This is a genomic window from Rhizobium sp. CF142 (assembly GCF_000281145.1).
GTDB lineage: Bacteria > Pseudomonadota > Alphaproteobacteria > Rhizobiales > Rhizobiaceae > Rhizobium.
This window is the reverse complement of record NZ_AJWE01000012.1, coordinates 1-17,457: the sequence shown is the minus strand read 5'-3', so window position 1 is coordinate 17,457 and position 17,457 is coordinate 1. Positions and strand designations below refer to the sequence as shown.

The 17,457-nt window shown below is 58.8% G+C and carries 20 protein-coding genes and 1 tRNA gene; 10 read left to right on the top strand and 11 right to left on the bottom strand.

Annotation, left to right across the window (positions count from 1 at the left end; translation table 11 throughout):
- Nucleotides 1-5: 5 nt before the first annotated feature.
- From trmFO to PMI11_RS36285, 5 genes are all read right to left on the bottom strand, one after another.
- Complete coding sequence (gene trmFO, locus PMI11_RS03875) at nucleotides 6-1,439, bottom strand: methylenetetrahydrofolate--tRNA-(uracil(54)-C(5))-methyltransferase (FADH(2)-oxidizing) TrmFO (protein ID WP_007813571.1); 1,434 nt, start codon at nucleotides 1,437-1,439, stop codon at nucleotides 6-8.
- Between the two features lie 75 nt (nucleotides 1,440-1,514).
- Complete coding sequence (locus PMI11_RS03870; RefSeq protein ID WP_037070633.1) at nucleotides 1,515-1,742, bottom strand: hypothetical protein; 228 nt, start codon at nucleotides 1,740-1,742, stop codon at nucleotides 1,515-1,517.
- A 1-nt stretch (nucleotide 1,743) separates the two neighbouring features.
- The gene (locus PMI11_RS03865) at nucleotides 1,744-1,983 is read right to left on the bottom strand and encodes a hypothetical protein (protein ID WP_007813566.1); all 240 of its coding nucleotides are present in this window, start codon (nucleotides 1,981-1,983) and stop codon (nucleotides 1,744-1,746) included.
- 122 nt (nucleotides 1,984-2,105) lie between these two features.
- A complete protein-coding gene (locus tag PMI11_RS36290) occupies nucleotides 2,106-2,249 on the bottom strand; it encodes a DUF1127 domain-containing protein (protein WP_007813564.1) in 144 nt (47 codons plus the stop codon).
- Nucleotides 2,250-2,543: 294 nt separating this feature from the next.
- A complete protein-coding gene (locus PMI11_RS36285) occupies nucleotides 2,544-2,690 on the bottom strand; it encodes a DUF1127 domain-containing protein (RefSeq protein ID WP_003558908.1) in 147 nt (48 codons plus the stop codon).
- Between the two features lie 853 nt (nucleotides 2,691-3,543).
- On the opposite strand from PMI11_RS36285, the gene PMI11_RS03860 reads away from it, so the two are divergent.
- The 4 genes from PMI11_RS03860 (at nucleotide 3,544) to tig (ending at nucleotide 7,169) form a co-directional block, all read left to right on the top strand.
- Complete coding sequence (locus tag PMI11_RS03860; RefSeq protein ID WP_007813561.1) at nucleotides 3,544-4,662, top strand: DUF2157 domain-containing protein; 1,119 nt, start codon at nucleotides 3,544-3,546, stop codon at nucleotides 4,660-4,662.
- A complete protein-coding gene (locus tag PMI11_RS03855) occupies nucleotides 4,659-5,249 on the top strand; it encodes a GDYXXLXY domain-containing protein (RefSeq protein ID WP_007813559.1) in 591 nt (196 codons plus the stop codon). The genes PMI11_RS03860 and PMI11_RS03855 overlap by 4 nt, the downstream gene beginning before the upstream one ends.
- Before the next feature lie 154 nt (nucleotides 5,250-5,403).
- Nucleotides 5,404-5,488, top strand: a tRNA-Leu gene (locus tag PMI11_RS03850).
- A gap of 187 nt (nucleotides 5,489-5,675) precedes the next feature.
- Nucleotides 5,676-7,169 (top strand): trigger factor, encoded by a 1,494-nt coding sequence (gene tig / locus PMI11_RS03845; RefSeq protein WP_007813556.1) that lies wholly within the window; start codon nucleotides 5,676-5,678, stop codon nucleotides 7,167-7,169.
- Nucleotides 7,170-7,667: 498 nt separating this feature from the next.
- On the opposite strand, the gene PMI11_RS03840 is transcribed toward tig, so the two are convergent.
- From PMI11_RS03840 to map, 5 genes are all read right to left on the bottom strand, one after another.
- Nucleotides 7,668-9,449 carry a B12-binding domain-containing radical SAM protein gene (locus PMI11_RS03840; protein WP_037070632.1) on the bottom strand — a complete coding sequence of 594 codons (1,782 nt, stop codon included), beginning with the start codon at nucleotides 9,447-9,449 and terminating at the stop codon, nucleotides 7,668-7,670.
- A gap of 312 nt (nucleotides 9,450-9,761) precedes the next feature.
- A complete protein-coding gene (gene sthA, locus PMI11_RS03835) occupies nucleotides 9,762-11,168 on the bottom strand; it encodes a Si-specific NAD(P)(+) transhydrogenase (RefSeq protein ID WP_037070635.1) in 1,407 nt (468 codons plus the stop codon).
- 97 nt (nucleotides 11,169-11,265) lie between these two features.
- Nucleotides 11,266-11,856, bottom strand: a complete 591-nt coding sequence (locus PMI11_RS03830; protein WP_007813548.1) for a dual specificity protein phosphatase family protein — start codon at nucleotides 11,854-11,856, stop codon at nucleotides 11,266-11,268.
- Between the two features lie 72 nt (nucleotides 11,857-11,928).
- A complete protein-coding gene (radC, locus tag PMI11_RS03825; RefSeq protein ID WP_007813546.1) occupies nucleotides 11,929-12,744 on the bottom strand; it encodes a RadC family protein in 816 nt (271 codons plus the stop codon).
- Nucleotides 12,745-12,752: 8 nt separating this feature from the next.
- Entirely contained in the window at nucleotides 12,753-13,589 is an 837-nt protein-coding gene (gene map / locus PMI11_RS03820; protein WP_007813543.1) for a type I methionyl aminopeptidase, read from the bottom strand.
- A 247-nt stretch (nucleotides 13,590-13,836) separates the two neighbouring features.
- Here map and PMI11_RS03815 point away from each other — a divergent pair, with 247 nt between their 5' ends.
- The 3 genes from PMI11_RS03815 to PMI11_RS03805 all read left to right on the top strand — a co-directional run bounded on the left by PMI11_RS03815 (nucleotide 13,837) and on the right by PMI11_RS03805 (nucleotide 15,116).
- The gene (locus PMI11_RS03815; RefSeq protein ID WP_007813542.1) at nucleotides 13,837-14,496 is read left to right on the top strand and encodes a TetR/AcrR family transcriptional regulator; all 660 of its coding nucleotides are present in this window, start codon (nucleotides 13,837-13,839) and stop codon (nucleotides 14,494-14,496) included.
- A 120-nt stretch (nucleotides 14,497-14,616) separates the two neighbouring features.
- The gene (locus tag PMI11_RS37665; RefSeq protein ID WP_007813540.1) at nucleotides 14,617-14,790 is read left to right on the top strand and encodes a hypothetical protein; all 174 of its coding nucleotides are present in this window, start codon (nucleotides 14,617-14,619) and stop codon (nucleotides 14,788-14,790) included.
- Complete coding sequence (locus PMI11_RS03805) at nucleotides 14,787-15,116, top strand: DUF6105 family protein (RefSeq protein ID WP_007813538.1); 330 nt, start codon at nucleotides 14,787-14,789, stop codon at nucleotides 15,114-15,116. Before PMI11_RS37665 ends, PMI11_RS03805 begins: the two co-directional genes overlap by 4 nt.
- Here PMI11_RS03805 and ruvX read toward each other — a convergent pair.
- Complete coding sequence (gene ruvX, locus PMI11_RS03800) at nucleotides 15,056-15,547, bottom strand: Holliday junction resolvase RuvX (RefSeq protein ID WP_007813536.1); 492 nt, start codon at nucleotides 15,545-15,547, stop codon at nucleotides 15,056-15,058. The two genes, PMI11_RS03805 and ruvX, sit on opposite strands and share 61 nt — an antisense overlap.
- Nucleotides 15,548-15,721: 174 nt before the next feature.
- Between ruvX and PMI11_RS03795 the strand changes: the two genes are divergently transcribed.
- The 3 genes from PMI11_RS03795 to PMI11_RS03785 form a co-directional block, all read left to right on the top strand.
- Nucleotides 15,722-16,426, top strand: coding sequence for a metal-dependent hydrolase (locus tag PMI11_RS03795; RefSeq protein WP_007813534.1), 705 nt, complete (start codon nucleotides 15,722-15,724; stop codon nucleotides 16,424-16,426).
- Nucleotides 16,427-16,551: 125 nt separating this feature from the next.
- On the top strand, nucleotides 16,552-16,839 hold the full coding sequence (gene gatC, locus PMI11_RS03790) for an Asp-tRNA(Asn)/Glu-tRNA(Gln) amidotransferase subunit GatC (protein ID WP_007813531.1): 288 nt from the start codon (nucleotides 16,552-16,554) through the stop codon (nucleotides 16,837-16,839).
- A 58-nt stretch (nucleotides 16,840-16,897) separates the two neighbouring features.
- The coding region (locus PMI11_RS03785) for an amidase (protein ID WP_007813530.1) at nucleotides 16,898-17,457 on the top strand (560 nt) is incomplete at its 3' end.

Sequence of the window (17,457 nt, the reverse complement as noted above, 5' to 3'; positions counted from 1 at the left end):
CGATCTCAGGCGCTTTCGGCGAGCTTGAGGTCCTGACCCAGCCACGCGGCGCAATCTGCAAGCGCCCGTTTGGCAATCAATTGCCGCTTCATGACCGTCTTGTCCTTGCCACGGAAGCGCTTGACCCCTTCAGGCTTGACGATAGAGCCGGGCTGAAGCTCCGGAAACAGACCGAAATTGATGTTCATCGGCTGGAATGAGCGTTTGCCGGGCTCCTCATCGGTGACGATATGGCCGCCGGTGATGTGGCCGAGCAGCGAGCCGAGCGCCGTTGTTGCAGGAGGAGGCGAAACTGGCTCTCCCTTGCGTTCCGCGGCGGCAAAGCGGCCGGCCAGCAGACCCACGCTTGCGCTTTCCACATAACCTTCGCAACCGGTGATCTGGCCGGCAAAACGCAGGCCCGGCCGCGACTTCAGAGTCAGCGACGGATCGAGCAGGGTGGGCGAGTTGATGTAGGTGTTGCGGTGCAGGCCGCCGAGCCGGGCGAATTCGGCACTCTCAAGCCCTGGGATCATACGGAAGATATCGGCCTGCGCGCCATATTTCAACTTCGTCTGGAAGCCGACCATGTTGTAGAGCGTGCCGAGCGCATTGTCCTGGCGAAGCTGCACGACGGCATAGGCTTTCACGGTCGGGTTATGCGCATTGGTGAGGCCCATCGGCTTCATAGGCCCATGGCGCAGCGTCTCGCGCCCGCGCTCGGCCATGACCTCGATCGGCAGGCAGCCGTCAAAATAGGGCGTGCCCTCCCACTCCTTGAATCCAACAGTGTCGCCGGCAATAAGGGCATCGACGAAGGCATTGTACTGCTCTTCGGTCATCGGGCAGTTGATATAGTCCTTGCCGGTGCCGCCGGGACCGACCTTGTCATAACGCGACTGATACCAGCAGATATCCATGTCGATGCTGTCGCGATAGACGATCGGCGCGATGGCATCGAAGAAGGCAAGAGAATCCTCACCCGTTTCCGCCTGGATGGCACTCGCAAGCGACGGGGCCGTCAGCGGACCGGTGGCGATAACAGCCAAATCCCATTCCTTCGGCGGCAGGCCGGAGATTTCCTCGCGCACGACCGTGATCAGCGGATGCTCGTGGATTGCCTTGGTTACGGCATCAGAGAAGCCATCGCGGTCGACTGCCAGCGCGCCACCTGCCGGCACCTGATGTTTGTCGGCCGATGCCATGATCAGTGAACCGGCCATGCGCATTTCCGCATGGATGACGCCAACGGCATTGCTGGTGGCATCGTCCGAGCGGAAGGAGTTGGAGCAGACAAGCTCGGCAAGTCCATCGGTCTTGTGCGCATCCGTGCCGCGCACGCCGCGCATTTCATGCAGGATCACAGGAACGCCAGCATTGGCGATCTGCCACGCAGCTTCAGAGCCGGCCAGTCCGCCGCCGATGACATGGATAGGGGAGTATGAGGAGTTCTTGGTCATTGGCGGCTGATATCACGGCGGGGAACGCGATCCAACAGCAGAATCGAAACGGCGCCTTCCGGCGCCGCAAGGTAACTAGCTCTGCTCTCGTGTTCCGGGCGATGCCTCGCGCTGGTCGGCATCCTCCAGATCGGTGTCGACGATATAGGCGTCACTATGTTCCCTTGCCGCTTCCCGTTGCGCACCAAGGTTAGGAACGTCGTCCGGAGTTGTTTCCGGCGCATGTTCGTTGAGCGTATCGATTCCGCCCTTTGGCGACCGGGTGCTCTTATTTGGTTTTTCGGGGAGGGTCCTGGTCATCATCTCACCTCCAGAAGCGGTCCGGCGCGGCGGATTGGCGCCCAAGCAGATAGCCGATGCTGAAGGCGAGGACGCCGATACCGACGACGACAGAGCTTGCCATGTGAGGGTGATCGGCAGCGCCTGTCGCAACGGCCTGCACCTCACGCCTGACAGCGGAGGCGGTATCCGAAGCAGCCTTGCGGATGCCCTCGGGCTTGTTGGCGGGTCGCCCGGTGAAGCCTGCATTGAGTTGGTTTGCCATGGGATGGTCTCCTTTCGTCAAGGAGAACTGCCGGAAAGCCCCAGGGTTCCGATAAGGCGAGGCAAAGCCAAAAACGAAAACGGCGCCTGATGGCGCCGTCTTGGGGAATGGTGCTCGCTATATTAGCGGAACGAGCGGGATGCGATGCTGCGGATGTCGTAACGGCTGACGCCGATATCGGACAGGGTCTGGTTGGACAGGTTGCCCAGTTCGTTGAGCGTGCGGCGGTAGCTAATCCAGCTCTTTGCAATGCGGATCGGGTTCATGATCTTTTCCTCGGATGTCTTGCGCGACCGGCGGGATCGCCGTGTCTGCGGTTGACATCTATATAGTGGAGATCCCTGATATTGTGCAGTGCAAATAAAAGGCGTCTGCTATGCAATTGTGCAATCTGATGCCCGCTAATTACGCAGAGCACGATTTTTGAGCAGGCCAGGAATTAACACTTCCGCAACTTTTGCGGCAGTCTGGCCCGATAGGCAAAAAGAAAACGCCCGCTGCGGAGGCAGCAGGCGTTTTGGGAAGGCAATCTGCTTGGGAGGAGCAGCGATTACCTGTACTTAGCGGGCGGAAGCTTCGCGAGCAACGCGATGGATGTCCGAACGGTCGATGCCGAGGTCATGCAATTCGCGGTTGGTCATGCGACCGAGTTCAGTAACCGTCTGACGATACTTGCGCCAGTTATTGAAAGAGCGAGAGAAGTTCATGTTAATCCCCTTTCCTAGGGCTTGATCCTGCCAGCAGCCTGTCTTCGGCGCTGACCTCTATTTGATGACCGGAATATATGTTGCGCCGCGAAGAACTAACAGAGCCAAGATTTCAAGCCACCTATGCATGATTCGCAAAGCTCGGGCCGTTATTTACACGCTTTGGCCATTTTCTGGTCAACGAATAGGCAGAATGATTTTTTCTCAGGCTGCCGTTTTCGCAGATGGATATTTGGCCTACCAGGGGCGTCCGCGAATGGTCTTTTTCCTATCGGTGCATTTTCCGATGCATCTCGGCGAAGAGCATCGGGCCTCGCGCTCTGAGGCGCTCTCCCGACTGCCCTATGCGGCTTAACGCTTGCTTTACCCTGATTCGCGCGAAAGCCCGAAAAGGCCGCATGCTAATCGTTTAACCACCTGTTAAGCAAAACGCCCACCGGGGGAGGATCCGGTGGGCGTCATGATGGTGACTGGCAACTGGGAGGAGGAGTGTTGCCAGTCTATCGCAGGGCGCTGGGAGGAGGAGTGCGCGTCTGCGAATCTCGTCACGGACATATCATCCGCAGGCTTCCGGAAATCCGGGCCGGGGCGCCATCCCCGTGCTTCGATATGAGTTAAATAGTATGACTTTTGATTGTTTTGCAGTGCAATATATTCATGAGGGCTATGCGGTTCATGCATGCCTTCTCTACGGTGTTTATATATTAGCAATGATGCGGTTAGTGTTTCGTTAATGGCTGACCCAATTAAGACCAGTGAGGAATTTGCATATTTCAAATACCGGCGTTTCCGCGCGCCGATCCTGCGCTATAAATGCAGAAGCCGAAGATGGCGGATCAATGCGGGGTAGGGCATGTATCGCGGCAGGTTGGGGCGGGATCTTTCGCTCTGGGTGGAGAAGGGACTTCTTGAGGAAGAGACGGCGAAGACGCTGCTGGCCGAATACGATACGCGCCCGGCAAGTTTCAGCCTCGGCCGCGTGCTGATGGGATTGGCGGCGGTACTGCTCGGGGCCGCCCTGCTGCTTCTCGTCGCTTCGAACTGGGAGTACATCCCGCGCCTTGTCCGCGTGGGCCTGATGCTGGCGCTCATCTGGGCGGTTCACATCGGCGCTGCACTTCTTCTTATGCGCGGTGCGCTCGCTACCGCCGGCGGTCTGCTCATCGTCGGTACGCTGAGCTTTGGCGGCGCCATCTCGCTCATCGGCCAGATGTATCATCTCTCAGGCGACGAGCAGACGGTCATGTATCTGTGGTTTGCCGTGGCGACCGTTTCAGCAATCCTATTCCGCTCGGCTGCGGTGACCGTTGTCGCTGGTTTCCTCTCCTGGGCCTCCTTTGCAGTCTATCTTGAGAATTTCGATACGCGCTGGGTCGGCTCTGGTCCCTATGCGCCGCTTGTCATGGCGGCTGTTGTTATCGGGCTCGTGCGCTTTACCGGTGCCGATCGGGCGCGCCATCTCGCTTATCTGCTGGTGGTCGGCTGGCTCGCTTGGCTCTATGTGCTGACTGATGAGATCTCCGTGGCGATCGCCTTCGCCGTCCTTGGCATGGTGGCTTTCCTGCTGACCGCCTTGCCCGTCCGGCCGATTTCTACGCTCGTCAGAAGCGCAGGTGCCGCCCCGGCATTCTATAGTTTCCTCGTCGCCATCATGGGGTTGTTCCTGCTTCATACCGAGATGGACGAAGGCGGCCGTATGGTCGTGATCGGCCTGCTAACGCTTGCCGCCGCCGTTGTGGGCATCGTGCTGCATGGCCGGGACAATGGCGCCGTACGCTATCTGGCCTATGGCGCCTTCGCCGCCGAGATGCTCTATCTGGCCTCGGTGACGGTCGGCACGATCTTGGGCACGTCGAGCCTCTTCCTGTTCTCGGGCCTGGTGGTCGCAGCCGTCGCCTGGGTTGTCATCCGCCTCGAAAGACGCTTCGCGGCCGGACCAGCAACAGTTGAGGCAGGGGAGGAACGCGCATGAGCTTTGCCTTCGCAAAACCACAGGCTGGCCGCTCTTATATTGTTGCCGCGATCCTCGTCGCTGGCTTGCAGACGCTGATCCTCGGTTACATCATCCAGAGCCGTGCTTCTATCCTGGCAAGCGGCGCCGAAGTATTGCTGAAGACGGCCCCGGTTGATCCGCGCGATTTTCTGCGTGGCGACTACGTGGTTCTGAATTACGATATATCGTCGGTCCCGGTCTCGACAGTCACCGGCGGCATTCCGGCGGAAGCCGGCGAGCAGACCCTGTGGGTGCGCCTCAAGCGCCAGCAGGACGGCTTCTGGAACATTGTCGAATCGTCATTCAAGGAATTGCCGGCAGCAGCAGATACGGTCGTACTGCGCAGCCTGCCTTTCTATAGCTATGGTCCCAATAACGGCGAAACGATCCGCGTCGAATACGGGATAGAGCGCTATTACGTGCCGGAGGGCGAAGGCAGGCCGCTGGAGGAGGCCCGGAACGAGGGCGTCGTTTCGATTGCTGCAAGCGTCTCCACCTCCGGTGCCGCGCAGATCCGCAGCCTCGTTGTGGACGGCAAGCCGGCCTATGAGGAGCCTCTCTATTGAGAGCCGGGGTGGCTGACGGGAAGGGCGCGCTTTTGCCTACAAATCCCTGTCATTTGCCGTTCATTTTTCCTTTGCCTGTTCTAAATCGGGTGATATAGAGACGCCGCGCTCCGGAAGGCCTCATGCGCAGGCATATGCATGCGGTTTTGCGAACGCGGGTATGGTGAAATTGGTAGACACGCCAGATTTAGGTTCTGGTGCCGCAAGGCGTGGGAGTTCAAGTCTCTCTACCCGCACCAAGCTGCCTTGCAGGGCGGGAGGACTGGAACTTAGTTGTCCCGGATACCCGGAAAGCGAGTGCTGTTCCGCTTAGAACGGAACGAACAGGAATTGAGAAAAAGCCACGTGCGGCAGTTGGCCGGCGTCGTGCTCACCGAAACGAACGGCGTCTGGGCACGGCCGCCACTGAAATGAAGGTAGGAAGACATGCAGGTTATCGAAACGCTCGCTGAAGGGCTGAAGCGCGAAATCAAGGTCGTTATCCCGGCCAAGGACATGGAAAACAAGCTGAACGAGCGCCTTGCCGACGTAAAGGACAAGGTTCGCATCAACGGCTTCCGTCCGGGCAAGGTTCCGCCCGCCCATCTCAAGAAGGTTTACGGCAAGTCCATCATGGCCGATCTCGTTAACGAGATCGTGCGCGACCAGCCGACCCAGATCCTGTCCAGCCGTGGAGAAAAGTCGGCTACCCAGCCGGAAATCAACATGACGGAAGACAAGGACGAGGCAGACAAGATCCTCGCCGCCGAGCAGGATTTCGAATTCACCCTCTCTTATGAAGTTCTCCCGCCGATCGAGCTGAAGTCCAACGCGGGCATCAAGGTCACGCGCGAAGTCGTCGACATCTCCGACGACGAAGTCAACGAGCAGGTTCTCAAGGTCGCTGAAAGCGCCCGCGACTACGCCGAAAAGAAGGGCAAGGCTGCCAACGGCGACCGCGTCAAGATGGACTATCTCGGCAAGGTCGACGGCGTTGCCTTTGACGGCGGCACCGATCAGGACGCTGAACTGGTTCTCGGCTCCGGCCGTTTCATCCCCGGCTTCGAAGAGCAGCTCGTCGGCCTCAAGGCTGGCGATGAGAAGACCATCACCGTGACCTTCCCGGCCGACTACCCGGCCAAGAACCTCGCTGGCCAGGAAGCCACCTTCGACGTCACCGTCAAGGAAGTTGCTGCCCCGGCTGATGTCGAGATCAACGACGAACTCGCCAAGAAGCTCGGCCTCGAATCCGCCGACCGACTCAAGGAAATCGTCCGCGGCCAGATCGAATCCCAGTACGGCTCGCTGACGCGCCAGAAGCTGAAGCGGCAGATTCTCGACCAGCTCGACGAACTGTACAAGTTCGAAACCCCGTCCAAGCTTGTCGAAGCCGAATATAACGGCATCTGGAGCCAGGTCAGCAACGACCTCGCTCAGTCCGGCAAGACCTTCGAGGATGAGGACACCACCGAAGAACAGGCGCGCGAAGAGTACCAGAAGCTCGCCGAGCGCCGCGTCCGCCTCGGTCTCGTTCTCTCCGAAATCGGCGAAAAGGCCGGCGTCGAAGTCAGCGAAGACGAAATGCAGCGCGCGATCTACGAACAGCTGCGCCAGTATCCGGGCCAGGAAAAGCAGATCCTCGAGTTCTTCCGCAGCCAGCCGGGTGCCGCCGCTTCGATCCGCGCTCCGATCTTCGAAGAAAAGGTCATTGACCACCTGCTGACCGAAATCGCCGTCACCGACAAGAAGGTGACCAAGGAAGAGCTGCTCGCCGACGAAGAAGGCGAAGGCACTGAAAAGGCCGACACCAAGAAGGCTGCTCCGAAGAAGAAGGCTGCTGCCAAGGCCGAAGCTTCTGAAGAAGCTGCCGGAGGCGAAGAAGCCGCTCCGAAGAAGAAGGCTGCTCCGAAGAAGAAGGCTTCCGAGGACAGCGCCGAGTAATCGGTTTTTCAAGCTGAAATTCAAAAAGCCCTGCCGCTCGCGGCAGGGCTTTTTTGTTGACGCGCTGAAATCAGACTGATCGTGCTCAGATCGGCGTGCCCCACGGCCAAGACGCGAAGCCAAGCCAAAGCGGTGCCACGACACAGGATCGAGAACCGGCACTAGGCCGGGTTCGATCAAGCGTACACGCTCCAGAGCGGTTCATGCTGTTGGCTGGAGCGACGAGAGACGGGACAATTGATCGGCCCCCTGCTTTGCTTTGACAATTGGATGATATAGAGGCTGTGACAGGACGCGACCGCCATTAACTTAAGAATGGGGTCGGGCGGCAGATTGACGTCACGTCGCTGCCACGAGATCACGTGGCCGTTCTCTCTTGGTCCCTCAACAAATACGCCTGCAGCACCATCCGAAAATCGGAATCGATTTTCGGATGTCGGATAGAGTGATTCAAAGAGTTAGAGCGTCCTTGATGCGTCCAGATGGACGCAGGGCGTTCTACACGGCTTTGCGGGAATGGGTCAGTTCGGCAACCTTCTTGATGTGGCTGACGGCAGCGGTGCCCCCGGCGGTCTTGGTGAAGAGGTCGAGCACATCTTCGTCGTCCTCGGCGACCGGTGTCAAAGCCTTGTCCATGTAGCTTTTGGCGCCGGCATCGCGGGCAATCAGGAAGGCCGAAACACTGAGATTGATGATCGTGCCGGCGAGCGATACGTGCTTGCGGATCGTATCGAAGGCAAAGCGCGGCCAGAAGAGGAGCGGATGCTCGCGTTTCAGGCCGGGGCGGCGCTCCGAAGGATGCTTCAGGCGAACCAGACCGCTCTGCAGTGGATGAACGTTTTCAAGCGGCACGGTGGTCGCAAACGACACCAGTACCTTGACGAGGCTGGAGAGCTTGATGCCGGTTGCCGCTCCGCGGCGCAGCAGGGTCTTCATATGCTCAGGCGAGTAATAGAGCGACCAGGCCTCCTGATAGATATCTTCCCACTCTTTCTTGCTCATCTTCGGATGCGCTGTGCAGACGTGCTCGACATCGTAGATATTGAGATCAGGATCCATCTCGATGCCCTTCTTCCAGAGGACCTGATGGTCCTCGGAGCCGGGCAGGGGCGTCAGAATGAAGAATTCGATGACGTCGAGCGGCAGTTCCTCCTGAATGATCTTGATATCGCGACGGATCGATTCCGGCGTGTCGGCCGGGAAGCCCAAGATATAACCGGCCAGCGTCATGATGCCCTGTGCCTTCCAGGCCAGCAGCATCTTTCGATATTCGGTGATCTTGTTCTGGTTCTTCTTGGCGGCGGTCAGATTGTCAGGATTGACGTTCTCGAGGCCAATGAAGACGCGGGTGACGCCGGCGCGCTTCGATTTTTCGATGAAGTTCGGGATCTTGTGGCAGAGCGTGTCCACCTGGATCATCAGGCCGAGCGGAATGCCGTCTTTTTCCCTGAGCTCGATCAGCCGGTCGAAGATCGCTTCCCAGTCCTTGTTGCGGGCGAAATTGTCGTCGGTGATGAAGAATTTATGGATGCCCTGCGCCCAGTTCATGCGCACCAGCTTCTCGACATCGTCAGCCGAGCGGAAGCGGGATTTGCGGCCCTGCACGTTGATGATCGTGCAGAAGGAGCATTGGTAGGGGCAGCCGCGGCCCGCATCGAAACTGGTGCTGAGGCCAAGCGTGCGCTGGATATTATCCTTCGGCAGGAAAGGTACCGGGGTGCCGCCGATGCCGGGAAGGTCGTTCATGAAATTGTAAAGTGGCTTCAGCTCGCCGGCGGCTGCATCGCGCAGCACCATCTCCAGCCGTCCTTCAGCCTCGCCCGCAAACATCGAAACACCCATCTTGCGGCATTCGTCGAGCCCGATGGCATCGCCACTCAGCATCGACAGGCATCCCGAGATATGGAAACCACCCATCGAAACCGGCAGTCCGGCATCGCGGAAGGGGCGGGCGATATCGAGCGCACGAGGATACTGGTTGGACTGGACGCCGATAAGCGCAATCATCCCGAAGTTGTCATTGCGTTTGAACTGGGAGATCAGCGCCGCAAAATCGATCCGCGTATTGGTCTCATCGATGACGGTGATGTCGATGGCGGTGTCGGCCCCAAGCACCTGCCGCTCCGCACACTCGGCGGCAATCCCAAAGATCGCCGCCAGCGAGTTGGAGGGGATCATTGCCCGCCACCATCGGATCACGTAGCCGTCGTCGTCATAATGCGACGGCTTTATCAGGACGAGCTGAAACCGTCTGCGAGCAGCCTCTGAAATATCGGGCAAAATAACTATCTTTCGTTGTGGTCTGCATAGCTGGACTTGGTGGTACTGCAGGCCGGTCTAAGACACGGATTTCAGGCTGTCGAAAGGCGCGCCCCATACTTGGGAAGGCGATAGGCAAAACGCAATAGAACAATGCAAGGCGCGAACACCCTGACCTTACCAATATCTTTTGACATAGGATATAGGCAGTTGCCGCAGACCACAGGCAGCCACCAATAGCGTGCAATGAGGCGCGCTTTCGTAAAATAAGAATTGAGGATCAGTGGCTTACGTGCTCTAGCCTGGAAAGGCGAGGGGTGTTCCCTCGCTTCTTCAAAGTTCAGATTTTATGTCGCCCATGCGGTTCCACGCATCGAGGCCGGCGATTTTATAGGCTTCTGCAAGCGTCGGGTAATTGAAGGTATTTTCGACGAAATATTCAACAGTACCCTTCAGGTTGAGCACAGCCTGGCCGATATGCACGAGCTCGGTAGCACCTTCGCCGACGATGTGTACGCCCAGCAGGCGGCGCGTCTTTAGCGAGAAGATGAGCTTCAGAAGCCCTGTATCGAGGCCCATGATGTGGCCGCGCGATGTCTCCCGAAAACGGGCAATACCGCACTCATAGGGAATGCCACGCTCCTTCATTTCCTCTTCGGTCAGGCCGCAGGTGGAGATTTCAGGCACGGCATAGATGCCATAGGGGAAATATTTCTGCGGTTCCTTCGCAACGGCGCCGATTGCGACGCGCGCAGCAATGCGGCCCTGTTCCATTGAGGTCGAGGCAAGGCTCGGGAAGCCGACAACGTCGCCGGCGGCGTAGATATTAGGCACGGACGTCTGGAACGTCTCGGGATTGACCTTCAGGCGTCCGCGGCTGTCCGCCTCAAGACCGATGGCATCCAGGTTGAGCGTATCGGTGGCGCCCATGCGCCCGGCGGCGAAAAGCACCATGTCGGTCACGAGATGCCGGCCGCTGTCGAGTGTCAGCTGCACCTTGCCTGTCTCAAGCCGCTCGACCTTCTCGGCCTTCGTGCCGAGCAGCAGCTTCATATTGCGGTCGCGCAGCTGATAGGTGAAATCCTCGATGATTTCCTTGTCGATGAAGTCGAGCATGGTCGACTTTGGATCGATGACGGTCACGGCCGTATCCAGCGCCGAAAAGATCGTTGCATATTCGATGCCGATGACGCCGGCGCCGATGACGACCATGCTGCGTGGCAGTTCCTCGATATCGAGCAGTTCGTCGCTATCGAGCACGGTCTTGTTGTCGAAGGGCATGTAGTCAGGCCGGAAGGGCTTGGTGCCGACGGCAAGCAGGATGCTGGCGCCAGTCACCGTCATTGTGTCGCCGTCGTCCTTGATGATCTGCAGGGTATTGGTATCGACGAAGCTTGCCTTGCCGCGGATGTGCTGGACGCGGTTGCGGGCGAACTGATGTTCGAGCACTTCCACTTCATGATCCAGCGTGATCAGCAGGCGACGGCGCAGGTCTTCAGCGCTGATCTCCTGCTTGACGCGGTAGCTACGGCCGTAAAAGCCGCGCTCGCGCCAGCCGGAGAGATTGAGTGCGGTTTCGCGTAGCGTCTTGGAAGGGATCGTGCCGGTATGGACGGACACGCCGCCGACACGTTTTCCCTGCTCGATGACCAGCACTTTCTTGCCGAGTTTTGCAGCCTGGATTGCGCCGCGGCGCCCTGCCGGACCGCTGCCGACTACCACGAGATCGTACTGGAACATCTTTAGCCCCGAACTGGAATTGGAATCATATTGCGACGCGAAATGTCGCGCGTTCATCGGTAGCCGGTCAATGTTACAGTTTGTATTCCAGTGCAGTTTAGGAGTTCAAAAAGCCGAACATTGGCTCAAGCCGCTCGAATGTGCGGTCCATCGCGTAGGCGCCGATGAAGAAAAGCGACAGATGGCCGTATGTCAGCGAGATCTGCGACTCCGCCGCAATCTCTCCTTCCTTGGCAACGCCGGCGACGTAGATGGCTGAAGCCAGTCCCGTACGGTCGGCGCCGGCCTTGCAGTGGATGAGCAGCGGCTTGGGCGCCGCGGCCATGATCGCCATCAACTGGCGCCCTTCCTCGATGGAGAGTTCCTTCGTCGCCGACATGCGGAAATCGATATGCTGGACATTGAGGCCCTTTGCTGCGGCGACCTCGTTGTCGTACCAGGCCTCACCGCTGCTGTCGCCGCGCAGGTTCAGTACGGATTTGATGCCGTACTCCTTGACGAGTTCGCCAAGCTTGGCGGGGGAGGGCTGGGCGGAGCGGTAGACCTGGCCATCGACCACCGCATGAACATTGGTCGAAAGCTGCAGGTATCCGAGATAGAGACCGGCTACGACAAGCAGCAGAAGTGTCAGTCGTATCAGCGATCGGAGGCTCGGCGGCGCGTACAAGCGACCAGGAGAAATGCCCATAATTCCCATCCTGTTGTCAGTCATTCAGCTTGGAGAACGCCAAGATGGCTTTTTCATGCCTTAGCCGCAGTCTTATATCAAGCGAAGGCCTTTGAGGCTTGCTTGTCCGTCTTTGCCGATGATGATGTGATCGTGGATGGCAATACCGAGCGGCTTTGCAGCATCGATGATCATCTTCGTCATGTCGATATCGGCGCGCGATGGGGTGGGGTCGCCCGAGGGATGATTGTGGACGAGAATAAGCGCCGTTGCCGAAAGCTCGAGCGCCCGCCTGACCACCTCACGCGGATAGACAGGTGTGTGATCCACTGTTCCGTGCCCCTGCACCTCGTCGGCGATCAGCGCGTTGCGTTTGTCGAGGAAGAGAATGCGGAACTGCTCGCGCGTCTCATGCGCCATGGCCGCATGACAATACTGGATGACCGACGACCACGAGGAAAGCACCTGCTTGCCCTTGAGCTCGCTCTTCAACGTGCGATGGCTAATGGTGGATATCAGCTTCAGATCGAGCGCCACCGCCTCTCCGACGCCCTTGACCTCCTGCAGCAGCGCTGCCGGTGCGCCGAAGACGCCGGCAAGCGACCCGAAGCGATCGATCAGTGCCTTGGCAATCGGCTTGGTGTCGCGGCGCGGGATCAGCCGGAAAAGCAGAAGTTCGAGGATTTCATAATCGGCAAGCGCCGTATCGCCATGGTCGCGGAAGCGATTGCGCAGCCTCTCGCGATGGCCGTGATAATGCTCTTCCTTGGCGGGCAGGGCGGCTTTTTTGGCGGAAGCTGCCGCCTTTGACGGCTGTCCGAAAAACGCCCGTTCGTCCATAGCGATATCCTCGTCCATGTCGAAAGGCAGTTCGTCGTTGCCAACCTGCGGAACGGGACCTTTCGCCATGGCGAGTGTTACCCGTTGAGCGGCGGCAGGCCTGGCCGGTCGAGACCGGCGGGCGACAGCGTGAAGATCTCGCAGCCATTGGCGGTCACGCCGACCGTATGTTCGTACTGCGCTGATAGCGAGCGATCGCGTGTTACGGCAGTCCAGCCGTCTGCCAGTACCTTCACATGCGGGCGTCCGAGATTGATCATCGGTTCGATGGTGAAGATCATGCCCTCGCGCAGTTCCGGCCCTTCATTGGCGCGGCCGTAATGCAGGATGTTCGGCGAATCGTGGAAGAGACGGCCGACACCATGGCCGCAGAAATCGCGCACGACGGAGCAGCGCTCCGCTTCTGCATAGGTCTGGATCGCTTCGCCGATCGCGCCGGTGCGCGCGCCCGGATGAACGGCGGCAATGCCGCGCATCAGCGACTCATAGGTCACTTCGAGCAGGCGTTCGGCAGCGCGCTTGACCTGGCCAACCGGATACATGCGGCTCGAATCCCCATGCCAGCCATCGACGACGAAGGTCACGTCGATATTGACGATATCGCCCTCGCGCAGCGGCTTGTCATCGGGAATGCCGTGGCAGACCACATGATTGATCGAGGTGCAGGTGGATTTCGTATAGCCGCGATAGTTCAGCGTCGCCGGATAGGCGCCGTTGTCCATGCCGAATTCGAAAACGAAGCGGTCGATTTCATTGGTTGCGAGGCCCGGCTTGACGATATCGGCAAGCGCATCGAGGCAGCGCGCGGTCAATTGGCACGCGTTGCGCATTCCCTCGAATGCTTCAGGGCCATAAAGCCTGATGGCGCCGGTATTCTTCGGCGGCGCGGAGGAGGCTTCGATATAATTCACCATTGCAAGGCCTTAGCAGAAATTGTCGTCTCTTTTCATAGTGCAGCTATGCCGGGTTCGTCCATCGCGATCAACCGCATGGGCAAGATTTCTCGGGCGCGTTGTACGGGATGAAAAAAGCCGCCGGGCCGCCCACCAGCGTCAGCAGAGCTATGGACCATCAATATCCACAGTCTTCTCAATAAGATAGGATTGTAGACAGAAAATTCCACTGTTACTCACCGATTGGTGACAGACCGGGGTTGACCGAATGCTGAATGAAACTGCCATGGCCGCGCTCGAACAGACGGGTGCCACTGAGCCTGAAAAGCGTATCCGCGACAGAAGCGCTACGGAACGCGCTATCCTGAAAGCCGCCAAGAACCTGCTGGCGGAAGAGGGGTTCCAGAATTTCGGCATCAATGCCGTCGCCCGCCGCGCCGGCTGCGATAAGCAGCTCATCTACCGCTATTATGGCGGCCTCGACGGCCTCGTCGAGGCGATCGGAGCCGATCTCGGCAACTGGGTCAAGGACCGCATCCCCGAAGATACCGGCGGCATGTTCCTCTTGACCTATGGCGATCTCATGGAGCGGCTGTCGCTGCTGTTCCTGGAAGCGCTGCGCGACGATCCCCTGATGCGTCGCATCGTCGCCTGGGAGATCTCGGAAAATACCGAGCAGGTGAGGCGTCTTTCCGAGGCGCGCTCAAAAGCGCTCGGATTGTGGCTCGACCGTATGCGCGGCTCGCTGACGCCGCCGAAGGGCATCGATACGGCAGCCGTCAACGCGCTGATCTTTGCCTCGATCCAGCATCTTGTGCTGTCGGCGGCCGCCGGCGGTCAGTGCGCGGGTCTGGTTTTGAAGAACGGTAAGGACTGGGAGAAGGCGGCCACCGCATTGAAGCGGTTGGTGCGCGGCGTCTACGGCTGAACAATCCACAGCCTCCGCCCGGCCGTTAACCTTAACAATTGGTTTACGTTGCGTGACGCTGGTTAACCCGCCAGTGTGATCCACATTAGAAATGTAACAATTGTGGACCCGAGTTCAGTGATGGGAACCAGAGCAGCCAGAACCGCGTTGCTTGTCGCGGCGATGATGTTTTTCGCCGTGCTGGCGCTGGATATCGCCGTGCCCACGCTCGTACTCTGCATCATGGCATCGTCGGTCTGGCTCGTGTCTCTTGATATGCCGGTCCTGCGCAAGCACGAAGGAGAGGCCGCATGAAGTGGTTTCTGATCTTCTGGGCCGGTCCGATCGTCTTCCTGGCGGGATGGTATTGGCTTTCCTATTACGATCTGAACTTCGGCATCTTCATGCTGACACGGCAGGTCCATGACCTGACGTTCCAGCTCTACGGTAAGGCGCTCGGCCTGCCGCCGCAGGAAATTCCGCCGCTCGTCGCCCGTGCGATTGCCGTCGACAGTCTCGTCGTCTTCGCCATCATGGGCTTCCGCAAGCGCCGCCAGATCGCCGGCTGGTGGAAGGCGCGTCACGCCTCCGTATCGTCGGCAGATCTCGCCAGCAAGGAAAGCCTGTCGAGCGCTCCCTGAAGGATGAAGCTTGCTGCAGCCGAATCGATGCGTTCTGCGCGCTTTGCGCGCGAAACATCCATTTCCAGCAGGGCGCGTTCGGCAGCCACCGTCGATAGCCGCTCATCCCAATAAACGAAGGGAATGGCGGTCTTCTGCTCCATGTTGCGCACGAAAGCCCGCGTCGCCTGCACACGCGGTCCGGCCGATCCGTTCATATTCATCGGCAGACCAATGACGAAGGCCGCGACCTTCTCCTTTGTTGCGAAATTCAGCAGCGTCTCGGCATCGATGGTAAATTTCTCACGCTTGAGGACCGGGCGCGGCGTCGCAAAGCGGCGTCCGAGATCGGACATGGCTAGACCGATCGTCTTGGTGCCGAGATCGAGGCCGGCGATTGCCTGTCCGGGACCGAGAGTTCCGGCCAGTTCCTCGATCGTAAGCACCGTCATTCGTGTCATCCTGTCAAAAGAAATTGAAGTTCCCACCGCTTTTCTTTGCGGCCATATCGGCTATGTCCTTAGAGCAATTCCAGAAAAAGTGCGAAACGGTTTTCCGACCGGAATTGCTTTAAACCGTTCTGGTCCGGAAATCGCTTTTGCATCATGTAATAAAGGAGACTTTTCATGAAGATCACCTGGCTCGGCCATTCTGCTTTCCGGATAGAGACGAAAGCTGCCAAAATCCTGATCGATCCCTTCCTGACCTATAATTCGTCCTTCGTCGGCCAGGATATCAAGGAAGTGACCAACGGCATCACCCATATCCTGCTGACCCACGGCCATGGCGACCATGTCGGCGATACCGTGGGGATCGCCAGGGAAACCGGCGCCGTCGTTCTCGCCAATGCAGACCTTGCGTCATGGCTCGGCACCAAAGGTGTCGATAAACTCGAAATGGGCAATACCGGCGGCACGGTCCCGCTTGGCGGCTTTACCGCCACCTTCACCAATGCGCTGCATTCCTCGGCTCAGACCACTGAAGACGGTGTTTCCCATTCGCTCGGGAGCGCGAACGGCCTCATGCTGCATTTCGACGACGAGCCAAGCCTCTTCCACATGGGCGACACGGATATCTTCTCCGACATGGCGCTGATTAACGAATTGCATCAGCCGGATATCGGCATCGTACCGATTGGCGACCGATTCACCATGGGCGGCGCGGTGGCGGCTCTTGCCTGCCAGCGCTACTTCAACTTCAAGACGGCCATTCCCTGCCATTACGGCACTTTCCCGATCATCGACCAGACGCCGGAAAAATTCATCGCCGGCATGGAAGCCTCGAAGACGCAAGTGAAGGCGCCGAAGCCTGGCGAAAGCCTGTCGTTCTGATGCATAAGCCCTCAAATCCCGGTGGGTTTGAGGGCCGGAATTCTGCATTGCCGAAAAGGCAAACCCGTTGCACAGGACGGACATGGTCTTTATAGCGATAGGAAAATTCCTATCCGGAGAATGCCATGTCCGTCGATCTCGCCACCGTTAAGCGCGTTGCGCGCCTTGCCCGTATTGCCGTCTCGGAAGAAGAGGCAAATCGCATGGTCGGCGAATTGAATGGTATTCTCGGCTTCGTCGAGCAGCTTTCCGAAGTTGACGTCGAGGGCGTCGAGGCCATGACCTCGGTGACGCCGATGGATATGAAGAAGCGAACCGATGTCGTCAATGATGGCAATAAGGCCGCCGATATCGTTGCCAATGCGCCGATCACCGACCACAATTTCTTCCTGGTGCCGAAGGTCGTCGAATAAGGCTTTGACCGCCTCTTTCCGACCCTGTTGCCATTTCCAGATCTGAAGCGAAAACACGATGAGCGAACTCACCAGCCTGACCATTGCCGAAGCCCGCCAGAAGCTGCGCGCCAAGGAAATCACCGCAACCGAACTGACCGAGGCCTATATCTCGGCGATCGATGCGGCCAATGGCCAGCTCAATGCCTATATCAAGGTCACGCCGGATCTCGCACGTGTCATGGCGAAGAATTCCGACCAGCGCATCGCTGCCGGCAAGGCGGGCGATCTCGAAGGCATTCCGCTCGGCATCAAGGACCTCTTCGCCACCGTCGGCGTGCACACCCAGGCCTGCAGCCATATTCTCGATGGTTTCGAGCCGCGTTATGAATCGACCGTAACCCAGAACCTCTGGGATGACGGCGCCGTCATGCTGGGCAAGCTCAACATGGACGAATTCGCGATGGGCTCTTCCAATGAGACTTCGCATTATGGCGCAGTCATCAATCCCTGGCGCGCCGCGGGCTCCAACCAGCAGCTCGTTCCGGGCGGCTCGTCTGGCGGTTCGGCTTCAGCCGTTGCCGCGCATCTCTGCGCTGGTGCGACCGCAACCGACACCGGCGGCTCGATCCGCCAGCC

Bases quoted from the DNA above. Each gene is read 5' to 3' on its own strand.
- PMI11_RS03870 (WP_037070633.1), bottom strand. From the start codon at position 1,742: ATGATGACCAGGACCCTCCCCGAAAAACCAAATAAGAGCACCCGGTCG.
- gatC (WP_007813531.1), top strand. From the start codon at position 16,552: ATGTCCGTCGATCTCGCCACCGTTAAGCGCGTTGCGCGCCTTGCCCGT.
- PMI11_RS03855 (WP_007813559.1), top strand. From the start codon at position 4,659: ATGAGCTTTGCCTTCGCAAAACCACAGGCTGGCCGCTCTTATATTGTT.
- PMI11_RS03865 (WP_007813566.1), bottom strand. From the start codon at position 1,983: ATGGCAAACCAACTCAATGCAGGCTTCACCGGGCGACCCGCCAACAAG.
- PMI11_RS03860 (WP_007813561.1), top strand. From the start codon at position 3,544: ATGTATCGCGGCAGGTTGGGGCGGGATCTTTCGCTCTGGGTGGAGAAG.
- ruvX (WP_007813536.1), bottom strand. From the start codon at position 15,547: ATGACGGTGCTTACGATCGAGGAACTGGCCGGAACTCTCGGTCCCGGA.
- PMI11_RS03830 (WP_007813548.1), bottom strand. From the start codon at position 11,856: ATGGGCATTTCTCCTGGTCGCTTGTACGCGCCGCCGAGCCTCCGATCG.
- PMI11_RS03795 (WP_007813534.1), top strand. From the start codon at position 15,722: ATGAAGATCACCTGGCTCGGCCATTCTGCTTTCCGGATAGAGACGAAA.
- radC (WP_007813546.1), bottom strand. From the start codon at position 12,744: ATGGCGAAAGGTCCCGTTCCGCAGGTTGGCAACGACGAACTGCCTTTC.
- PMI11_RS03805 (WP_007813538.1), top strand. From the start codon at position 14,787: ATGAAGTGGTTTCTGATCTTCTGGGCCGGTCCGATCGTCTTCCTGGCG.
- map (WP_007813543.1), bottom strand. From the start codon at position 13,589: ATGGTGAATTATATCGAAGCCTCCTCCGCGCCGCCGAAGAATACCGGC.
- PMI11_RS36285 (WP_003558908.1), bottom strand. From the start codon at position 2,690: ATGAACTTCTCTCGCTCTTTCAATAACTGGCGCAAGTATCGTCAGACG.
- tig (WP_007813556.1), top strand. From the start codon at position 5,676: ATGCAGGTTATCGAAACGCTCGCTGAAGGGCTGAAGCGCGAAATCAAG.
- PMI11_RS37665 (WP_007813540.1), top strand. From the start codon at position 14,617: ATGGGAACCAGAGCAGCCAGAACCGCGTTGCTTGTCGCGGCGATGATG.
- trmFO (WP_007813571.1), bottom strand. From the start codon at position 1,439: ATGACCAAGAACTCCTCATACTCCCCTATCCATGTCATCGGCGGCGGA.
- PMI11_RS36290 (WP_007813564.1), bottom strand. From the start codon at position 2,249: ATGAACCCGATCCGCATTGCAAAGAGCTGGATTAGCTACCGCCGCACG.
- sthA (WP_037070635.1), bottom strand. From the start codon at position 11,168: ATGTTCCAGTACGATCTCGTGGTAGTCGGCAGCGGTCCGGCAGGGCGC.
- PMI11_RS03815 (WP_007813542.1), top strand. From the start codon at position 13,837: ATGCTGAATGAAACTGCCATGGCCGCGCTCGAACAGACGGGTGCCACT.